The organism is Marinomonas piezotolerans (assembly GCF_003362755.1).
Classification (GTDB): Bacteria; Pseudomonadota; Gammaproteobacteria; order Pseudomonadales; family Marinomonadaceae; genus Marinomonas; species Marinomonas piezotolerans.
Window position 1 is genome coordinate 359,136 of record NZ_QKRA01000002.1, and the last position, 18,124, is coordinate 377,259.

The 18,124-nt window shown below is 49.7% G+C and carries 17 protein-coding genes; 10 read left to right on the forward strand and 7 right to left on the reverse strand.

All coding sequences use genetic code 11. The features are described from left to right. Positions 1-24 precede the first annotated feature (24 nt). The 6 genes from DN730_RS05650 (at position 25) to DN730_RS05675 (ending at position 7,191) form a co-directional block, all read left to right on the forward strand. A complete protein-coding gene (locus DN730_RS05650; RefSeq protein WP_115467132.1) occupies positions 25-468 on the forward strand; it encodes an urease accessory protein UreE in 444 nt (147 codons plus the stop codon). Continuing rightward, the gene (locus DN730_RS05655; RefSeq protein WP_115467133.1) at positions 449-1,126 is read left to right on the forward strand and encodes an urease accessory protein UreF; all 678 of its coding nucleotides are present in this window, start codon (positions 449-451) and stop codon (positions 1,124-1,126) included. The genes DN730_RS05650 and DN730_RS05655 overlap by 20 nt, the downstream gene beginning before the upstream one ends. A 323-nt stretch (positions 1,127-1,449) precedes the next feature. Beyond that, the gene (gene ureG / locus DN730_RS05660; protein WP_067035055.1) at positions 1,450-2,097 is read left to right on the forward strand and encodes an urease accessory protein UreG; all 648 of its coding nucleotides are present in this window, start codon (positions 1,450-1,452) and stop codon (positions 2,095-2,097) included. A gap of 29 nt (positions 2,098-2,126) precedes the next feature. Next, positions 2,127-2,711 carry a HupE/UreJ family protein gene (locus tag DN730_RS05665; RefSeq protein ID WP_115467134.1) on the forward strand — a complete coding sequence of 195 codons (585 nt, stop codon included), beginning with the start codon at positions 2,127-2,129 and terminating at the stop codon, positions 2,709-2,711. Positions 2,712-2,810: 99 nt separating this feature from the next. After that, positions 2,811-6,275: a hybrid sensor histidine kinase/response regulator gene (locus DN730_RS05670; RefSeq protein ID WP_115467135.1), complete on the forward strand. Its 3,465-nt coding sequence runs from the start codon at positions 2,811-2,813 to the stop codon at positions 6,273-6,275. Position 6,276: 1 nt separating this feature from the next. Next, positions 6,277-7,191, forward strand: a complete 915-nt coding sequence (locus DN730_RS05675) for a response regulator (protein ID WP_115467136.1) — start codon at positions 6,277-6,279, stop codon at positions 7,189-7,191. 13 nt (positions 7,192-7,204) lie between these two features. Here the strand turns inward: DN730_RS05675 and DN730_RS05680 are convergent, their stop codons facing one another. Then, entirely contained in the window at positions 7,205-7,522 is a 318-nt protein-coding gene (locus DN730_RS05680; RefSeq protein WP_115467137.1) for a DUF2834 domain-containing protein, read from the reverse strand. Positions 7,523-7,676: 154 nt separating this feature from the next. Between DN730_RS05680 and DN730_RS05685 the strand changes: the two genes are divergently transcribed. Continuing rightward, positions 7,677-8,012 (forward strand): zinc ribbon domain-containing protein YjdM, encoded by a 336-nt coding sequence (locus DN730_RS05685; protein ID WP_115467138.1) that lies wholly within the window; start codon positions 7,677-7,679, stop codon positions 8,010-8,012. A 48-nt stretch (positions 8,013-8,060) separates the two neighbouring features. Here the strand turns inward: DN730_RS05685 and DN730_RS05690 are convergent, their stop codons facing one another. After that, a complete protein-coding gene (locus DN730_RS05690) occupies positions 8,061-9,416 on the reverse strand; it encodes an aminotransferase-like domain-containing protein (RefSeq protein WP_245957896.1) in 1,356 nt (451 codons plus the stop codon). A gap of 162 nt (positions 9,417-9,578) precedes the next feature. Between DN730_RS05690 and DN730_RS05695 the strand changes: the two genes are divergently transcribed. Then, positions 9,579-10,439, forward strand: a complete 861-nt coding sequence (locus tag DN730_RS05695) for a DMT family transporter (protein WP_115467140.1) — start codon at positions 9,579-9,581, stop codon at positions 10,437-10,439. 238 nt (positions 10,440-10,677) lie between these two features. Here DN730_RS05695 and DN730_RS05700 read toward each other — a convergent pair whose 3' ends face one another. From DN730_RS05700 to DN730_RS05720, 5 genes are all read right to left on the reverse strand, one after another. Next, complete coding sequence (locus DN730_RS05700) at positions 10,678-11,220, reverse strand: NADPH-dependent FMN reductase (RefSeq protein ID WP_115467141.1); 543 nt, start codon at positions 11,218-11,220, stop codon at positions 10,678-10,680. 13 nt (positions 11,221-11,233) lie between these two features. Then, positions 11,234-12,451, reverse strand: a complete 1,218-nt coding sequence (arsJ, locus tag DN730_RS05705; RefSeq protein WP_115467142.1) for an organoarsenical effux MFS transporter ArsJ — start codon at positions 12,449-12,451, stop codon at positions 11,234-11,236. A gap of 788 nt (positions 12,452-13,239) precedes the next feature. After that, the gene (locus DN730_RS05710; protein WP_115467143.1) at positions 13,240-14,250 is read right to left on the reverse strand and encodes an ArsJ-associated glyceraldehyde-3-phosphate dehydrogenase; all 1,011 of its coding nucleotides are present in this window, start codon (positions 14,248-14,250) and stop codon (positions 13,240-13,242) included. Positions 14,251-14,289: 39 nt separating this feature from the next. Then, positions 14,290-14,664: a metalloregulator ArsR/SmtB family transcription factor gene (locus DN730_RS05715; RefSeq protein ID WP_115467144.1), complete on the reverse strand. Its 375-nt coding sequence runs from the start codon at positions 14,662-14,664 to the stop codon at positions 14,290-14,292. A gap of 88 nt (positions 14,665-14,752) precedes the next feature. Continuing rightward, positions 14,753-15,769, reverse strand: coding sequence for an aldose epimerase family protein (locus DN730_RS05720; protein ID WP_115467145.1), 1,017 nt, complete (start codon positions 15,767-15,769; stop codon positions 14,753-14,755). Between the two features lie 145 nt (positions 15,770-15,914). On the opposite strand from DN730_RS05720, the gene DN730_RS05725 reads away from it, so the two are divergent. Together DN730_RS05725 and chvE are read left to right on the forward strand one after the other, a co-directional pair. Next, the gene (locus DN730_RS05725; RefSeq protein ID WP_115467146.1) at positions 15,915-16,847 is read left to right on the forward strand and encodes a LysR family transcriptional regulator; all 933 of its coding nucleotides are present in this window, start codon (positions 15,915-15,917) and stop codon (positions 16,845-16,847) included. A gap of 175 nt (positions 16,848-17,022) precedes the next feature. Then, entirely contained in the window at positions 17,023-18,087 is a 1,065-nt protein-coding gene (chvE, locus tag DN730_RS05730; RefSeq protein WP_115467147.1) for a multiple monosaccharide ABC transporter substrate-binding protein, read from the forward strand. The last annotated feature ends 37 nt before the right edge of the window (positions 18,088-18,124 follow it).

An 18,124-nucleotide genomic window follows, 5' to 3' on the forward strand; every position in this document is an offset into this window, starting at 1 on the left:
GTTGACCGGATTAGGAGTTGTCCTATGTTAGACATTTACACTCGCCTCGGAACGCACTGTCACGATGAGGTGTACACCACGGTTATTTTGACCCATGAGCAGCGAGAGCGCGGCCGCTTAAAGCTTGTTGGTGAAAATGGCGAAGACATTCGCGTGTTTTTAGACCGCGGTAAACCGCTGTTAGTCGGCGAATACTTACTTGCTGAATGCGGTAAAACGATTCAGATTGTTGGTGCGGTTGAAGACATTGCCCATGCCAGTTGTGACGATTGGACGACCTTTGCGAAAGCTTGCTATCACCTTGGAAATCGCCACACCAAAGTCGAAGTAGGAGAGCGTTGGTTACGCATCAAGCCCGACCATGTATTGGAAGAAATGCTGCACTTACTAGGGTTAGTGGTGAGTCACGAACAGGGTGTGTTTAATCCAGAATCGGGGGCGTATAGCCATGGACATCACCACCACTGATCATGGACTGTTGCGCTTATTGCAACTGAGTAGCGTCAGCCTGCCAGTGGGGGGCTATGCGTTTTCCCAAGGCATGGAATACGCCATTGATCGTGGTTGGGTGACTAAGCAAACGCAGGTGGCTGATTGGACGCAGTTGCAGCTTTTGCAATCGTTAGCTCGGGTGGATTTGCCGATATTGCGTCTGGCAATGGCTGCTTGGGCGATGCGGGATGAAGTACGTCTTGTTGAGCTTAATGATCTAATCCTAGCCTGCCGTGAAACCAAAGAGCTGCGCCTTAATGATACGGCGATGGGCGAAGCCTTAGCGCGCTTGCTGCGTAGTTTAGAGATTGAGACGCCGTTTGTGCGTTTGGAGGACATCAGTTTTGTGGTGTTGTTCGCCATCGCTGCTAGCCATTGGCAGATTGAATTTGAGACCGCGGCTCTGGGGTTTTCCTGGTCGTGGTTGGAAAACCAAATTGCTGCTGCGACTAAGTTGGTGCCACTAGGACAAACCCAAGCGCAGTTATTGTTAGGTGAATTACAGCCAGTGTTATCCGATGCCATTGCTTTGGCGAAAACACTAGAGGAAGACGATATTGGTGCAGGCCTACCAGCAGTCGCCATCGCCAGTTGTTTACATGAGACCCAATATTCAAGGCTGTTTCGGTCTTAGCCTATTTGGGGCGAGGATTATGGAAATCACTGCGCTCAGACGCGCAGGCGCGAAACCGTTCGCGCACTGACTTCCATAATCCTCAGAGAGAATAGGTGAGATACAAACCATTGAGGTCTATTTGAGTTTGGTCTGGTGGGTGTGAGTTATGGAGATCACTGCGCTCAGACGCACAGGCGCGAAACCGTTCGCGCACTGACTTCCATAATCCTCAGAGAGAATAAGTGAGATATAAACCATTGAGGTCTATTTGAGTTTGGTCTGGTAGGTGTGAGTTATGGAGATCAGAAGTAGACATAGTGATATCGCAATAGGAGCGAGATATGAGTAAACCAAAACAAACCCTACGAGTCGGTGTAGGTGGCCCAGTCGGTTCGGGTAAGACGGCATTATTGCGCTCTTTGTGTTCGGCAATGCGCGAGCATTACAACATCGCGGTGGTGACCAATGATATTTACACCCAAGAAGACGCTAAGTTTTTGACACGTCACGAAGCATTGGAAGCGGATCGCATTATCGGTGTGGAGACAGGCGGTTGTCCTCATACGGCGATTCGTGAAGATGCGTCGATGAATTTGGCTGCCATAGACCAATTGCTGGAACGCCACGGGGAGTTAGATGTGGTGTTTGTCGAATCGGGGGGGGACAACCTCAGTGCGACGTTCAGTCCAGAGCTGTCCGACTTCACCATTTATGTTATCGACGTCTCCGCTGGGGATAAGATTCCGCGTAAAGGTGGGCCGGGCATTACGAAGTCGGATTTGTTGATCATTAATAAGATTGACCTTGCACCGCTGGTAGGCGCGTCGCTTGAAGTGATGGATGAAGACGCCAAAGCACAACGGGGTGAGCGTCCGTTTGTGTTTTCAAATTTAAAAGCGGCGCAAGGGTTGGATGAGATCATTCAGCTGATTGTGTCTGAAGGTATGTTGGAAGCGAAAGAGATCCCACCCGCTAAAGCGGTGGTGTAACGCGAAATCGGTGTGTTAAGGAGAAGAGTATGCAATCTGTAATGAAGAAAGTCGCACTGGCTGGTGCGTTAGCAATCGGCTCTAGTGCCGTATTAGCGCATTCTGGTCATGAGCACACGTCGAGCTTTATGTCTGGGGTGATGCATCCATTGGGTGGGTTAGATCATTTGTTGGCGATGGTCGCGGTGGGGTTATGGGCGGCGAGTCTAGGTGGCCGAGCATTATACGCTGTGCCCGTCGCATTTGTGGCTATGATGTTATTAGGGGGTGGCGCGGCAATGGCTGGGTTGAGTGTGCCGTTTGTTGAGCAAGGTATTCTACTGTCGGTCATCGTTCTCGGTGCTTTAGTGCTGGGCGCGAAGCGTTTGCCTGTCGTAGCGTGTGCGGCCATTGCTGGTGGCTTTGCAATCTTTCATGGGGTGGCGCACGGTATGGAAATGCCACTGAGTGCATCGGGTGCGCAATATGCACTGGGCTTTGCGTTAGCCACGGCTGCGTTGCATGGCGCGGGTGTAGGCTTTGGTCAGTGGATGGCGCGCATTGGCACACCTTTGGTGACTCGCGTCGGCGGATCGGTAATTGCCCTAGCAGGCATGGTGCTTGCCATCGCATAACCTATCGGTAGGTAGTTAATAAATATAGGCTTGATAAAGCCTATTATGTAAGCGCTGAGGATGCAAGACGTCCTCGGCGCTTTGCTGGTTTGAGGTGATATGACGGCTGCGCAAAAGATATTTAAAGTTCGACGCCATTACAATAAATGGGTGGCAGACCAAACCCTAGAAGACTACGCACTGCGTTATACCGCAAAGCAAGGTCACACCATGAGCATTGAGCGTGTTGGGCATACAGCGCTGGGTGCGGCAGCTTTTTTGGCGCTAGAAGGGTTGGCGGCCGTGATCACTCTGAGTTACGGCTTTACCAATGCGGTGGCGGCGATCTTGACGGTGCTGGCGGTTTTCTTCATCACGGGTTTCCCGATCGCTTATTATTCGGCTAAGCATGGCTTGGACATTGATTTGCTGACGCGCGGTGCCGGCTTTGGTTATCTCGGTTCGACGATCACGTCACTGATTTACGCCACGTTCACTTTTATTTTCTTTGCGATAGAAGCGGCGATTTTGGCTTCGGCGCTGGAGGTGTTGCTTGGCATCCCTTTGCCGATTGGCTATGCGTTGTCTGCGTTGTTTGTTATCCCCATCGTGACGCATGGAATTCGAGCCATCAGTCGATTCCAAAACGGTACGCAGTGGATCTGGCTGGTATTACAAGTGGCCGCCATTGGCGTGGTGGTAACGCAGGAGTACCAGCAATTTTATAATTGGTCCGAGTTTGTCCCAAGTCACTTGCCTCAAGATATGGGCTTTGATTGGATATTGTTCGGTGCGGCGGCGTCTGTGTTGTTTGCCTTGATGGCGCAGATCGGCGAACAAGTCGACTATTTACGCTTTTTTCCGACAAAAACCGAGCAAAATCGTAAACGCTGGTGGTTTTGGTTAATCCTAGCGGGCCCAGGCTGGGTGTTCATTGGCGCGATCAAAATGTTGCTCGGATCGTTCCTCGCGTACTTGGCGATATCCGATGGGGCAACCGCTTTGCAAGCCACCGATCCCACGTATCTTTACCAACGTATCTTTTTATTTTTAACCACATCCCCCACCACAGCATTAATTCTGGCGGCGGTGTTTGTGTTCATTTGTCAGATGAAAATCAATCTGACCAACGCCTACGCGGGTTCCATTGCGTGGTCGAATTTTTTCTCACGCTTAACGCACTCCCACCCAGGGCGTGTGGTATGGCTGGTGTTTAACGTGACCATCGCCTTGCTGCTGATGGAATTAGGCATCTATCAAGCGCTCGGTGCAGTATTAAGTGTGTTTGCGATCAGTGCGGTGAGTTGGTTGTCGAGCTTGTCGGCCGATCTGTTGATTAATAAGCCTTTAGGTCTGAGTCCCAATTATGTGGAATTCAAACGTGCGCATTTGTATGACATAAATCCTGTGGGGACGGGCTCCATGTTAATCGCCACGGCCTTGGGGTTGATCAGCTATCTCGGCTTATTTGGTGATGTGGCGAAGAGTCTGGCGCACTTTATTTCGATTGCCGCGTGTTTTGTCTGCGTGCCTTTGATTGCTTGGCTCACGAAAGGTAAATACTACATTGCTCGGCAAAGCCCCGAATTGCTGCCGTTGATTGATCTGGCTAGGCAAGCGAATCCTCATCCGCGCCACATCGTCACCTTGACGTGTGGAATTTGTGAAAACGAATTTGAAAGTGAGGATATGAGCTTTTGCTCTGCGTATCAGCAGCCGATTTGTTCGCTGTGTTGCTCGCTCGATGTACGATGTCTCGACAGCTGTAAGCCGCAAGCCAGCATTTCTCAGCAAAGCGATTACTTTCTTAAGCTATTTTTGCCAAAGCGGTTTGTCAGGGCGGTCAATTCTCGTCTTGGGCGTTTCGCCTCCATGTTGGTGGTGATTAATATCATTAATGCGGCCTTGATGATGTTGATTTACCGACAGATGGCCCCTCAAACGACGAATGAAGCCACGCTGTTGCAAGAAGCCATGTTTGCTTTGTTTTTTACATTGCTGATCGTCTCCGGTGTGTTGTCGTGGTTGTTTTTGCTGGCTCATGAGAGCCGTGTGGTGGCGCAAAAGGAGTCGAATCGTCAGACGCGAAAACTGACGCGAGAAATTGAAGCGCATAAAGAAACCGACTTGGCGCTGCAAGGCGCAAAAGAGCAGGCGGAGCACGCAAACGACGCGAAAAGTCGCTATCTTAGCGGTATTAGTCACGAATTACGCACGCCATTGCAGTCAATCATTGGCTACGCCCAGCTTCTATCCGAGAAAGAAAATACGCCCTCTGGGCATCAAAATGGCTTGGATATTATCCATCGTAGTGGTTTGTATTTAGCCGATTTGATCGAGGGGCTATTGGATATTTCGAAAATCGAGGCGGGCCGTTTTGATTTGTATCGTAATACGGTGGATCTGCCAAAGCTGATCGATCAGCTTAATAGCATGTTCGCGATGCAAGCGCGTGGTAAGGGCATTTCGTTTCAGGCCAAAATACTGGCGCCACTGCCAAACCATGTCATCACCGATGAGAAGCGCTTGCGACAAATATTGATTAACTTGTTGTCCAACGCCGTGAAGTACACGCCCAAAGGAAGCGTGGTATTTGAAGTGAATTACCGTAATCAGGTGGCAGAATTCGTCATCCGTGATACGGGACTGGGGATCAAAGAGGAGCATTTGCAACGTATCTTTGATCCATTTGAACGAGTGCGCGATGTGGCGACCGCCAATTTGCCAGGCACTGGGCTGGGATTGACGATTGTGAAGCTGCTGACCGAGATCATGGGGGGCGATTTGCAAGCTAAGTCGACGGTTGGCCAAGGCAGTGAGTTCAAAGTTAGCTTGATGCTGCCGTGGATTTCACAAGGTGAGGAGCTGACTCAGACATCGCGTAAAATCGTGAGTTATCGAGGCTATCAACGCACGGTGATGATTGTGGATGATGACCCTGTGGTAAGAGGCTTGTTTTCTGACATTCTCTCGCCTCTTGGCTTTAATGTGATCGAAGCCGCTGACGCTCAAGCGTGTTTAGCCGAGCTGAATGCGTGCTCCCCTGATTTGTTCATTTTAGATGTTTCGATGCCAGGAATGGATGGACTGACGCTGGCAAAAACGCTGCGAGAACAGCGCTACGATGTGCCCATTGTGATGCTGTCTGCGGATGCTCAGGAAAGTCAGCGTCACCCTGACGAGCAAGGTGCCTTCAATCAATATATAGTTAAGCCAGTCAAGAACAGTGCCTTATTTGATGCGATCCAGCATTGGCTCGACCTCGAATGGGTCTATCAAGACATGGACGATCTTGATCAAGGGATGGGGGCCTCTACGCCAGCGTTGGTGCAAGTGACTAATGGTGAAGGTGCGGATCTTGCCACCGAACAGGATTCCATCCCAGACCATGAGCTGATTCGCGAGCTCAAGGCGTTTGCGGAGATGGGGTACAAAAAAGGTGTGCGTGGTGTGTTGGACCAATTGGCCGATAGTGATCTGTTGGCGGAGGAGCATCGCACACAACTGGAAGCGCTTTATCAGCGTTTTCAGTTCGATGGAATGGCGCAATATCTGCAACAACATTCTTCTGAATCGGGTAATTGAAATGATAAATTCCACCACCAAACGTGACATTGTCTTAGTTGTTGACGACTCGCCGGATGCACTGAGTTTGATTCATGACACCCTTGAAACAGCAGACATGGATGTACTGGTCGCACTCGAAGGTCGCCAAGCGCTAACGATTGCCAAACGGATGCGGCCCGACATCATTTTATTGGATGCGATGATGCCGCACATGGATGGCTTTGAAACCTGCAAAGCGCTCAAGCATGATCTGAGCTTATCGAGTATCCCCGTCATCTTTATGACAGGCTTAAGTGACACGGATGACATTGTACGGGGGCTAGAAGCGGGCGGTGTCGATTATTTAACCAAGCCGATTCAGCCAAATGAACTGATTGCTCGGATGCGGGTGCATTTATCCAATGCTCGGCTCAGTAATAACGCTCAATCGGCCCTCGACAGTATGGGCCAATATTTGATGACGTTGAGTGAATTAGGCGGCGTCGCATGGGCGACGCCGCAAGCCTATGCGTTGATGGCGCGTGCCCGGCTGACACCCGCATGGCAGATTGAGCAGTTAGCGCCGCAAGTGCGTGACTGGCTTCGACATCAACCGGAAGAAGGCAATCGGCTGATGTTAAAGGGGTTGGATTATCCTTTAGCGCTGAAGTTTATTGGTCACACTGAGCAGCAGGAAGCCTTGGTGAGATTAGAGGATGGTAACTTGCCAACTGGCCCAGAGCGTCTAAAAGTTGAACTTGCTCTGACAGAGCGAGAGTCTCATGTGTTGCATTGGGTGGCTAATGGTAAAACCAATCGCGAAATCGCAGAGATACTAGAAATGAGCCCGCGAACCGTGAACAAACACTTAGAGCAGATCTTTCCAAAGCTTGGGGTTGAAAATCGAACCGCTGCCGCAGGCGTCGCGTTGAGAATTATGGCAGCAGCGGAATAGTGTGAAGGCAATGCTAGAGATTAGCGGTTTTGTGTCGTTCTTTAAGGTAAAGGTAGAGCGGCAGACCGCATGAGACGCCAATGGTAAGGGTCCCGACGATGGCGAACCCGCGATATGGCACTCGGTGGCGACCTCCATCAACGATGATAAAGCCAAGTAACGCTATGGCCGAAATGATGACATCCAGCCATGCGAACAGGCTGATAGGGTTGGCGATAGCGTGTTGGAGCAACAGTGGAATGTCAACGCCGTGTTGTATCAGCCAAGGGACAAACGCTGCATAGGGAACGGCAGTGCCTAAAATAGCCAGTACGAGATAAAATCCTTTCATAATTCGATCCTTTGATGAGGGCTAGGGTATCCAGATCATGGCAGTTGCGCAGCAAATTGCCAAGATTGGTTGATTATATTAGCTGATTACTTTTATCCCGCCAGTGCTATAATGCCCCCACATTTTCTCTGGTTTTTATATAAGGTTTAAAAGTATGAGTCTTCCAGCGTGCCCACAATGCAACTCTGAATATGTTTACGAAGATCAATCAATGTTGATCTGCCCAGAGTGTGCCCATGAGTGGAACCCGAACGAAGAAGTAGTGGATGAAGATGCGTTGATCTTAAAAGACGCAAACGGCAATCTACTGGCGGAAGGTGACAAAGTCACTTTGGCAAAAGATTTGAAAGTGAAAGGCTCTTCTCAAGTACTGAAAGTTGGGACGAAAGCGACCATCAAGCGCTTCGTAGACGGCGACCACGACATTGATTGCAAAGTGGATGGCGCGGGCGACATGATGCTGAAATCTAAGTTTGTGAAAAAAGCGTAATATAACGCTGATCGAACGTAAGAAGGCTCCTAGCAATAGGAGCCTTTTTTATATCTGCTGTTTTAATGCCCAAGCTAGCACCTCAAAAATCTTTGGCTCGGTGCACTGCGCCACGTTAAAGCGCAAGAAGTCATGGGCATTTTGAGACTGGCTGAACACATTTCCGGGGGCGAGCACCACGTCTTGGGTTAAACAGTCCCGCGCTAACTGTGTGGCGTTGACGCCGTCCGGTAATTGACACCATAAAAACATGCCATCTTTGGGTTGAATCCAAGGTTGAATGCCCAATCTCGTAAGCTTCTCAGTCGTTTGTCGTCGTTGTTTTGCAAGCCATGTTTGTAGCTTGTCCATATGTTTTCGGTAGCCACTGTCCGTGAGTGTCTGCAACACGATCTCACTGTCGAGGCGATTGCCGCTAAACGAGGTGGCAATCTTTAAATCCACCAACTGCTCTATCCATTCGAGTCTAGCGGCGATGTAGCCACAGCGGACGGATGCGGAGACGGTTTTAGAAAAACTGCCGATCTCAATGACCTGATCCAAACCATCGAAGGCGGCTAGGCGTGGTGAGCGGGTGGATTCTAAATCTGCAAAAATATCATCTTCGACGATCACCAGTTCCGACGCTTTAGCGAGCGTCAGTAGTTTATGCGCAACACTGGGAGTTAATTGTGCGCCCGTAGGGTTATGAATACCGGAATTGGTGAGGTAAAGCCGAGGGTTATGTGTTTCCAGCGCGTGAGCAAACTGCTCAAGATCAGGGCCATTGGGCGTGTAAGGAACGCCAACAATTTGGACTCGGTGTGCCTTCAATAAGGCATGAAAGTTAAAATAGCAGGGATCATCAACCAGCACGGTGTCACCGGGAGAAAGGAGAAAGCGGCCAATCAAATCAATGGCATGGGTGCCTGATTCCGTTAGCATGATCTGATCAGGCGTTACGTCAATCGTCTGATTCAGTAGTCGACGCTGGAGAAAATGTCGAAACGTCTGCGAGCCTTTGGGGCTGGCGTATTCGGTTAAATCCGGAGAGTCCGTTCTGGCAAGGCTGCGCAGCGCTCGTTTGATCCCAGTTTGATACAACCACTCTGACGGCAGCCAGCCACATCCCGGCATCAGTGCTCCAGCTCGCGCTTCCAATGATTCGCGGGATACCCACAGAGGATCAATTTCCCGAGCAACTTTAGGCCCTATTTGGTTTAGATTTAACGGGGCGATAGGACCAGAGGTATAAAAGCCGGCGCCTGGGCGAGACACAATACGGCCTTCCGCGACAAGGCGATCATAGGCTTCGACTACAGTCGAAATTGAGACGTTCATGGCTTTTGCTTGGGCGCGAACTGATGGCAAACGGGTGTTGGGCAAATAAGCGCGTGATGCGATCTTCGACTCAATATCGCTCATGACTGATTCTATTAATGTGCCTGCGCGCGCCATAATATTGCTTTCCTTGAAAATTGTACTGTCGAAATAACCATAACAGTTTTTATAAATTGTGTATGTCTGTATCTCTTCTTAGCGCCACATTTTCGGTTTCATAGGGAAGTGGATTGTTAGGAGAATCATATGAAACAGGCAACGCAAGGGTGGCTGAGTGGCTTTATCGGGATTACAACGTTTGCAGGGTCATTGCCTGCGACACGTATTGCACTTCAAGGCTTTGATCCAACCTTTTTGACGGTGGCGCGCGCCTCGATAGCGGGGGGCTTAGGGTTAGTATGTTTGGTGCTGTTAAAACAGCCGCGTCCCAATGCCGCGCAAATTTCAACGCTTTTGCTTAGTGCGTTAGGTGTGGTGGTGGGGTTTCCGCTGTTAACCGGATTTGCTCTGCAATACGTTACCTCATCACACGGGGCCGTATTTGTGGGTTTGCTACCGATCTGTACAGCGCTATTTGCGGTGCTAAGAGGCGGTGAGCGTCCTAGTCGCTTATTTTGGTTATTCTCTGTGTTAGGCGCGATTTGTGTCGCGGGTTATGCGGCATTAGGTGCGGGTGAGGTGTCGTTAATAGGTGATGGCTTAATGTTGGCGGCGATTGTGGCCTGCGGTATGGGCTACGCAGAAGGGGCTCGATTGTCGCGGGTTTTAGGCGGCTGGCAGGTGATTTGTTGGTCTTTAGTTGTGTCTTTGCCAGTGATGTTGCCCCTGCTGTATGTCCTATGGCCCAGCTCGTTCGCGTCGGTCACCACATCGGCTTGGCTGGGGCTTGGCTATGTGTCTTTGTTCAGTATGTTGTTTGGCTTTGTCTTTTGGTATCGAGGCTTAGCGCTAGGCGGCATTGCTGTTGTGAGTCAGATGCAGTTGATTCAACCTTTTATCGGGTTCGTTCTGGCCGCTTGGCTACTACAAGAAAGCATTAGCCTGACCATGCTGTGGGTGACGTTGGTAGCAGTATTGTGTGTGGCAGGAGCAAAGCGCTTCAATTAATTAACCTCGGAAAATACATAAGCGGACCAATCTACGGTCACAGCGCAATAAAGGGTCGCTGTTACGCGGCCTGGATATCACTACTGACATAAACTGACGCTCGTAGGCTCTATATTGTGGGAAATACATCTACAGGAGTGACATTTTGAAATCACGCTGGATGATCTGCGGTGTATTGCGAGTGGCATGGGCGTTACGTTAACCACAGCGTAGCGAGTAGGCTTCGGCTGGATGCGATTTAATCCGTACGCTCAATCGAGGTAATGGCAAGATAGAAAGCGTCTAGGCCGTCTTTTAGTGCGCGAACCAACTCGCCATCTTCGAGAATACCGTTAGCATCTAGATCACTTCCCAGCAGCGGAATAGACGTGTAAGCCTGATCTACTATCACACCTGACATGGTGGTTAATATTTCAACCAGAGAAGCTTGGGCGTGACTTGCTCGGGGAGACGTGTTGATCAACATGATCGGCTTGTAGGGGAACTCAAAACTACTCACCAACCAATCCAGTGCATTCTTCATAGGGCCGCTGACGCCATGAGCGTACTCGGGGCTGGCGATAATTAATCCATCAGAACGCTTGATGGCGTCTCGAAGGTTAACCAATGCCGGAATCGCCAGCTCGTCTAAATCTGGGTTGAACAGCGGCAGCTCGTTGATCGAACCAATTTGAATAGTGATGTGTGGCGGAGCAAGAGCTTTTAGTGCTTCAATCGCAGCGGTGTTATAGGACGTGCTACGCAAACTGCCTGAAAGAGCGAGTAGATTGATGGGGGCCATACGGAGTTATTCCTTACTTGGTCGCATGTCTTGGTAACCTTACCGAAATCAACGCAGTTAAAGCAATAAACCCTGTTGAAACCCAGAGACATACCGCGAGGCCATAGTCTTGGTATAACCAACCAGATAGAAGGGTGCCGATGAGGCGGCCCATGGCGTTGGCCATGTAGTAGAAGCCCACGTCGAGGGAGACGCCGTCTTTTCCAGCATAACTGACGATGAGGTAGCTGTGTAGGGAGGAGTTGATGGCAAACACGGCACCGAAGGCAAGCAAACCTGCGATGACGGCAAATTCAATCTGCCAGTCGAATGTGAGCGCTAACGCAATCGCCGCAGGGATCACACCGAGTGCCATCGCCCAGCCAAGGGCTTGGCGACCATCGGGGGCTTTGCCAGAAGCTTTTCCCGTGAAGCGTGGCGCAAAGCCTTGAATGACGCCATAGCCAATGATCCAAAGCGCTAAGAAACCGCCTACATACCAGTGATCCCAACCAAAGGTGCTGGCAAGGAAAACTGGCAGTGCCACAACGAACCACACGTCACGCGCACCGAATAAAAATAGGCGCGCCGCAGAAAGATAGTTTACGGCGGCACTTTTCGAGAAAATGTCACCAAATTTTGGTTTATTCTTCGCTTTTCCTAGGTCTTTCTTGAGTGAGATTAAGCTTGCGATCCAGACTAACGTCAACGCGACCGACATGCCTAAAATGGCCCCGTTGAAACCAAACAGACTGAGTAACGCACCGCCAAGGAAAAAGCCCACGCCTTTTAAAGCATTCTTAGAGCCTGTAAGTAACGCAACCCATTTGTAAAGTTGACCTTGAGCATCGCTGGGTACTAGCAGCTTAATCGAGCTTTTCGCGCTCATCTTGTTAAGGTCTTTGGCAATACCAGACAGCGCCTGCGCGCCCATGACCCAAGGGACGGTTAAGAAACTTGCGGGCACCAGTAGCATGCTTAACGCCAAAATCTGCAAAAACAGCCCGATATTCATGGTGCGATTTAAACCTAATCGCGCGCCGAGCCATCCGCCAACTAAGTTAGTGACTACACCAAAAATCTCGTAAAACAAAAACAACATGGCGATTTCGAGCGGGCTGTAACCCAATCCGTAGAAATACAGCACCACCAACATACGCAGCGCACCATCGGTTAAGGTAAACGCCCAATAATTTCCTGTGACCACCATATATTGGCGAATGGCGGGCGAAAGATTAGCGAGTGTCTTCATTGCTGGACCGACTCCTAAAAAAGCTCCTTCCCAGCCTACCTTTTAACAAGGCGACAGGCTGGAGGAGGGTAAAAGTTTGTGGTTAACCCCACCCTAACCCTCCCCTTAAACAAGGGGAGGGGACTTGAAAGACCTCAGTACAAGCACCTTGCTCTACCCTTAAGCAGGGGGAGGGAACTTGAAAGACCTCAGTACAAGCACCTTACTTTCCCCTAAAACAAGGAGAGGGGGCTTGAAAAACCTCAGTACAAGCACCTTGCTCTACCCTTAAGCAAAGGGAGGGAGCTTGAAAGACCTCAGTACAACCCCTTGCTCTACCCTTAAACAAGGGGAGGGGGCTTGGAACACCTCAGTACAAGCAACTTACTTTCCCCTAAAACAAGGAGAGGAGCTTGAAGCATTGCATTACTGAATGTCTTGCTCCTCCCCCTTTCTAAGGGGGAGGCTGGGAGGGGGTTAAAAAGTTTTTAGAACTGCAAAGTTTTTATTTATCCAAGCGGCTTAACCCCACCCTAACCCTCCCCTTAAACAAGGGGAGGGGACTTGAAAGACCTCAGTACAAGCACCTTACTTTCCCCTAAACCAAGGAGAGGGGGCTTGAAAGACCTCAGTACAAGCACCTTGCCCTCCCCTTAAATAAGGGGAGGGGACTCGAAACACCTCAGTAGAAGCAACTTACTTTCCCCTAAAACAAGGAGAGGAACTTGAAGCGTTGCATTGCTGATTATCTCGCTCCTCCCCCTTTCTAAGGGGGAGGCTGGGAGGGGGTTAAGCAATCGCAGTCTTGTTTAGTTCTGTTCCAAGCGACCAATCATACGCATCAGCTCTGCGGTACGGTTGGCGTAGCCCCATTCGTTGTCGTACCAAGCATACAGCTTCACTTGTGTACTATTGATGACCATGGTGGAAAGCGCATCTATCACGCTAGAGCGAGGGTCGGTTTTGTAATCCACCGAGACTAATGGACGCTCTTCGTAGCCTAAAATGTCTTTAAGCTCGCCCTCGGCCGCTTCTTGCAAGAAGCCGTTTACTTCTGCTGCCGTCGTTGGGCGGCTCACTTCAAATACGCAGTCTGTCAGTGACGCGTTCGCCAAGGGCACGCGCACCGCATGGCCGTTTAGCTTGCCTTTCAGCTCAGGGAAAATATGCGTGATTGCCGTTGCTGAGCCCGTGGTCGTTGGGATTAAGCTCGATCCGCAGGCGCGAGCACGGCGCAGGTCTTTGTGCGGTGCATCCAAGATGGTTTGTGTGTTGGTAATGTCATGAATCGTCGTCATGGAGCCGTGTTGGATACCTAGCTTCTCATGAATCACTTTCACCACTGGCGCGAGGCAGTTGGTAGTACAGGATGCCGCAGTCACAATAGGGTGCGCGGCAGGATCATACAGGTCTTGGTTGACACCCATGACCACATTTAGCACACCGTCCTCTTTGACTGGCGCTGTAACCACGACGCGTTTAACGCCTTGGTCTAAGTAGGCTTGCAGTAACGCCTTGGTTTTCATCACACCGCTGGCTTCGATAACAATGTCGCAGCCAGACCAATCGGTATCGCCGATGGCTTTGTTCTGAGTGCAAGGGATACGATGACCATTGATGATCATCTTATTGTCTTCAGAGGTGGCTTCGTGGTGCCAGCGGCCGTGAACAGAGTCGAATGTGATCAGATGTGCCAAGGTCGCTGCATCACCAGCAGGGTCGTTGATTTGGACAAACTCAACATCATCCCAGTCAAATGCGGCACGAAAAGACAGTCGCCCCATGCGACCAAAACCATTAATACCTACTTTAATCGTCATATTAACCTCTAAACTTTCGGTGAATTCTTTACGGGGTGATCAGTTACAGCAGTTCTCTGTTCGTTCTGGGCGGTCCCCCATTTGCGCCAGACGGCCTAGTTCTGCTGCGATGTGCTCTAGGTTTTCCGTAGCCGTAATTTGCAAGACCAGTTGTGCCCAGTCTGGGAGTAATTCATTGATACTGTAAAACACCCATTGCCCTTGGCGGCGATCGCTCAGAATGCCGCATTGACGCAGTTGCGCAAGGTGACGGGATGTTTTGGGTTGGCTTTCTTGCAAGGCTTCCATCAGCTCGCAGACGCACAGCTCGCCTTCCAACTGAATCAACATCAATGAACGTAAACGAGTATCGTCCGCAAGGCATTTGTAAAATTGGGTGGGGTGGATGTCGGTCTCAAGGACGTCATCAGACATAGATAGGTATCCTGCGCTAAAATCATATCTGGTTATTCATATATATGAAATTGATAATATATGAATAACCAGATATGTAAAGTGCGAACTAGTCGTTACGTGTCGTAAATACCATTCGAATGGTGTGATGGTATGGGGTGTCTGGACTGATGGCAGGGCTCGGAAAGTGATCAGTGTTGGCGCTATTTGGGTAGGTTTGAGGCTCTAGTGCAATGCCTGTGAACTTGCCGTAGATCTTATCGTTGCTGAGATAAGCGCCAGTATAGAGCTGTAATCCTGGTTCTGTTGTATATAAGGTGAGTTGTCGACCTGAGGCGGGGTCATAGAGTTGACATGCCATTTGCACTTGGTGGCGCGGGCCACGCAGACAGTAGTTCACATCATAACCTAGATTGGGCGCCGTAAACTGACTCGGATGATCTACTGAGCGCGGTGCAGTGAAGTCAAATGGGGTGTCTGTCACGGGTTGTAATATACCGGTCGGGATCAAAGTACCGTCGGTCGGTGTGATGTGGTCCGCAGCAATCCAAAGCTCATGTTCTAAGATGGTTTGGCTGAAATCCCCAGTGAGATTGTAGTAACTGTGGTCGGTCAGATTAATAATGGAAGCTTGGTCGCAAGTCGCATCAAAGGTCGTAATGATTTGGTTGTGATCCAGTTGAATAGTTGCCCGAACATCGCAATTACCTGGGTAGCCCATGTCTCCGTCAGGTGAATGCAGGGTAAAGGTAACACGGAGCGCGTCATGATCAATTTCGTATTGCCAGAGACGCTTGTCAAACCCTTCTGATCCGCCATGGAGATGGTGTTCGCCATCGTTCGCGTCTAATTCGTGGCACCCTGATAAATTGGTAAATCGGTGATTAGCCGTGCGGTTTGCTACGCGTCCGCAGGTGGCCCCTAAAAAAGATGTGTCTTTTAAGTAACCTTCCATATCTGGGTAATTCAATGCAATATTTTCACTTTTGCCGTCACGATCGGCGATTTTTAACTCTACAGTCCGCACACCATAATTTATTAGAGAAAGAGTGATATGTTCGTTGGATAAGGTTATTTTATCTACAGAGTGTTCGTTGGCGCGTCCAAACGGCTCGGTTTTAATCATGTCTTCTGTCCTTGTAATGGTTGGTTGATATGAAGAGTGGACGCTGTATTCGTGCAGCAATTTGCCACCTTTTTATAGTAAACACCGTAAATAAAAACAAATACAAGTGAGATTCGTTGATGGCGGTCGAGCTTTAGGGGGAACAATGGATATCGGGTTATCAAAGCACCTGAAGTTAACTCAGTTGCGGTTGATTGCAATCATTGCTGAATACGGACAGCTAAGTATCGCAGCCGATGAGCTTGCGATCACTCAGCCCGCCGCATCACGGATGTTGAGCGAAATTGAATCGGTGCTGGGGACGAAACTGTTCACTCGTCATGCCAAAGGGATGGAGCCAACGCTGGTAGGTCAGGCGATTTGTCGCCGCGCTCACAACTTAGTCGTGGAGCTACGAGATCTATCCCGTGAGGTGGAGGAGTTGAAGCAAGGTAACGGGGGTTCCACTGCAATTGGAGCCGTGACGGGCGCCGCCGTCGGTTTTGTGATCCCTGCTATTCAGCAGCTACGTGCCATCGCACCCCGAGCGGAGATCGATATTAATGTGGATACCAGTGAGGTACTGGTGCGTGATCTGATCGCTGGTAACAACGATTTTGTTGTGTCCCGACTTCCCAGTCACTACAACTCCGCGGATTTTGAAATACTGCCAGCCCGTACTGAGACAGTGAAACTCGTTGTACGCCAAGGTCACCCGTTGGACGGGGCAGAACATGTTACGTTACGAGATTTATCGAAATTTGAATGGGTGATGCAGTCTCATCGAGCGCCGATACGTGAGGCGGTGGAAGAGGCGTTTGTCAGCGAGAAGGCACAAATTCCGTCTGCTATTACCAACAGCACGTCTCTCTTGGCATTGATTTCAATTTTAGTGTCCTCCAATAGTGTTGCACCGTTGGCGAGTGAGGTGGCAGATTTGCTGATGAGTGAAGCAGTCGGCACCAAGCTGGTCACGTTAAAAATTCAACGACGCATTGAGCTTAGCCCGTATTTTTTGCTGAAGCTCAGGGGGCGTCATCTCTCTCCATTGGCTCATCAATTAGAGCGCCTCATTCAGGTTGAACTGGCGCGCCGCTAATTTTTTTCGAATAAGTTATACCAATTTTGATATGTCTTACGTCGTTTATTCTATTTGATTGGTATGGCTTTTATTTCTACTCTGGGTGCTAGGTTTATAACCTGATTGGCTAACAATAAAGATAAAAAATAAGTGTCCTGGCGCGATGCGACCACGGATGCTCTAGGAGAAGCTAATGAATTTTGTAAAAAGTGGTATTGCGACAGCAATTTTAGGGGCTGGCTTGGTGCTCAGTAATGGGGTAGCTGCTAGCGAAGGATTTGTGGGAATCGCGATGCCTACCAAGTCGTCTGCACGTTGGATCAGTGACGGTGAATCTATGGTTCAGTTGTTCCAAGACGCAGGCTATAAAGTAGACCTTCAGTATGCGGAAGACGAAATCCCTAACCAATTGGCCCAGATCGAAAACATGATCGTAAAAGGGGTCGATGTATTGGTTATTGCAGCGATTGATGGCACCACGCTTTCTAATGCGCTTGAAAATGCGGAAGCGTCCGGTATCGATGTGATCGCCTACGATCGCTTAATTAAAAACAGCCCCCATGTTGATTACTATGCCACCTTCGACAACTTCCAAGTTGGCGTGCAGCAAGCAAAATCCCTTGTTTCTGGTCTAGAAGAGCGCTTTGGTGATGGCCCTTACAATGTTGAGTTGTTCGGCGGTTCACCTGACGATAATAATGCCTACTTCTTCTACAATGGTGCGATGTCTGTCCTACAGCCTTTGATCGATTCCGGCAAACTTGATGTGGTTTCGGGTCAGCAAGGTATGGATAAAGTGGGTACGTTACGTTGGGATGGTTCTGTTGCACAAGCGCGCATGGATAACCTTCTATCGACTTACTACACGCAAAAACCAGTTCATGGTGTGCTGTCTCCTTATGATGGTCTGTCTATTGGTATCCTTTCGTCACTAAAAGGGGTCGGCTACGGCTCCGGTGGTATGGATATGCCCATTGTGACGGGTCAAGACGCTGAAATCCCCTCTATTAAATCTATCAAAGCTGGCGAGCAATACTCCACCATCTTCAAAGATACGCGTGTGTTAGCGCATGTCACGGTTGGTATGGTTGAGGCGCTGTTGAATGATGTGACGCCACAAATCAATGACACAACGACTTATGACAATGGTTATAAAGTTGTCCCTAGCTACCTATTGGAGCCTGTTGCTGTGGATGAAAGTAACTGGGAAGAGGTTCTCCTTGGTAGCGGTTATTACCAACGCGACCAATTGAACTAAATCCAATTGCAAATGTGAGTGTGTAACAGCGGGTGGC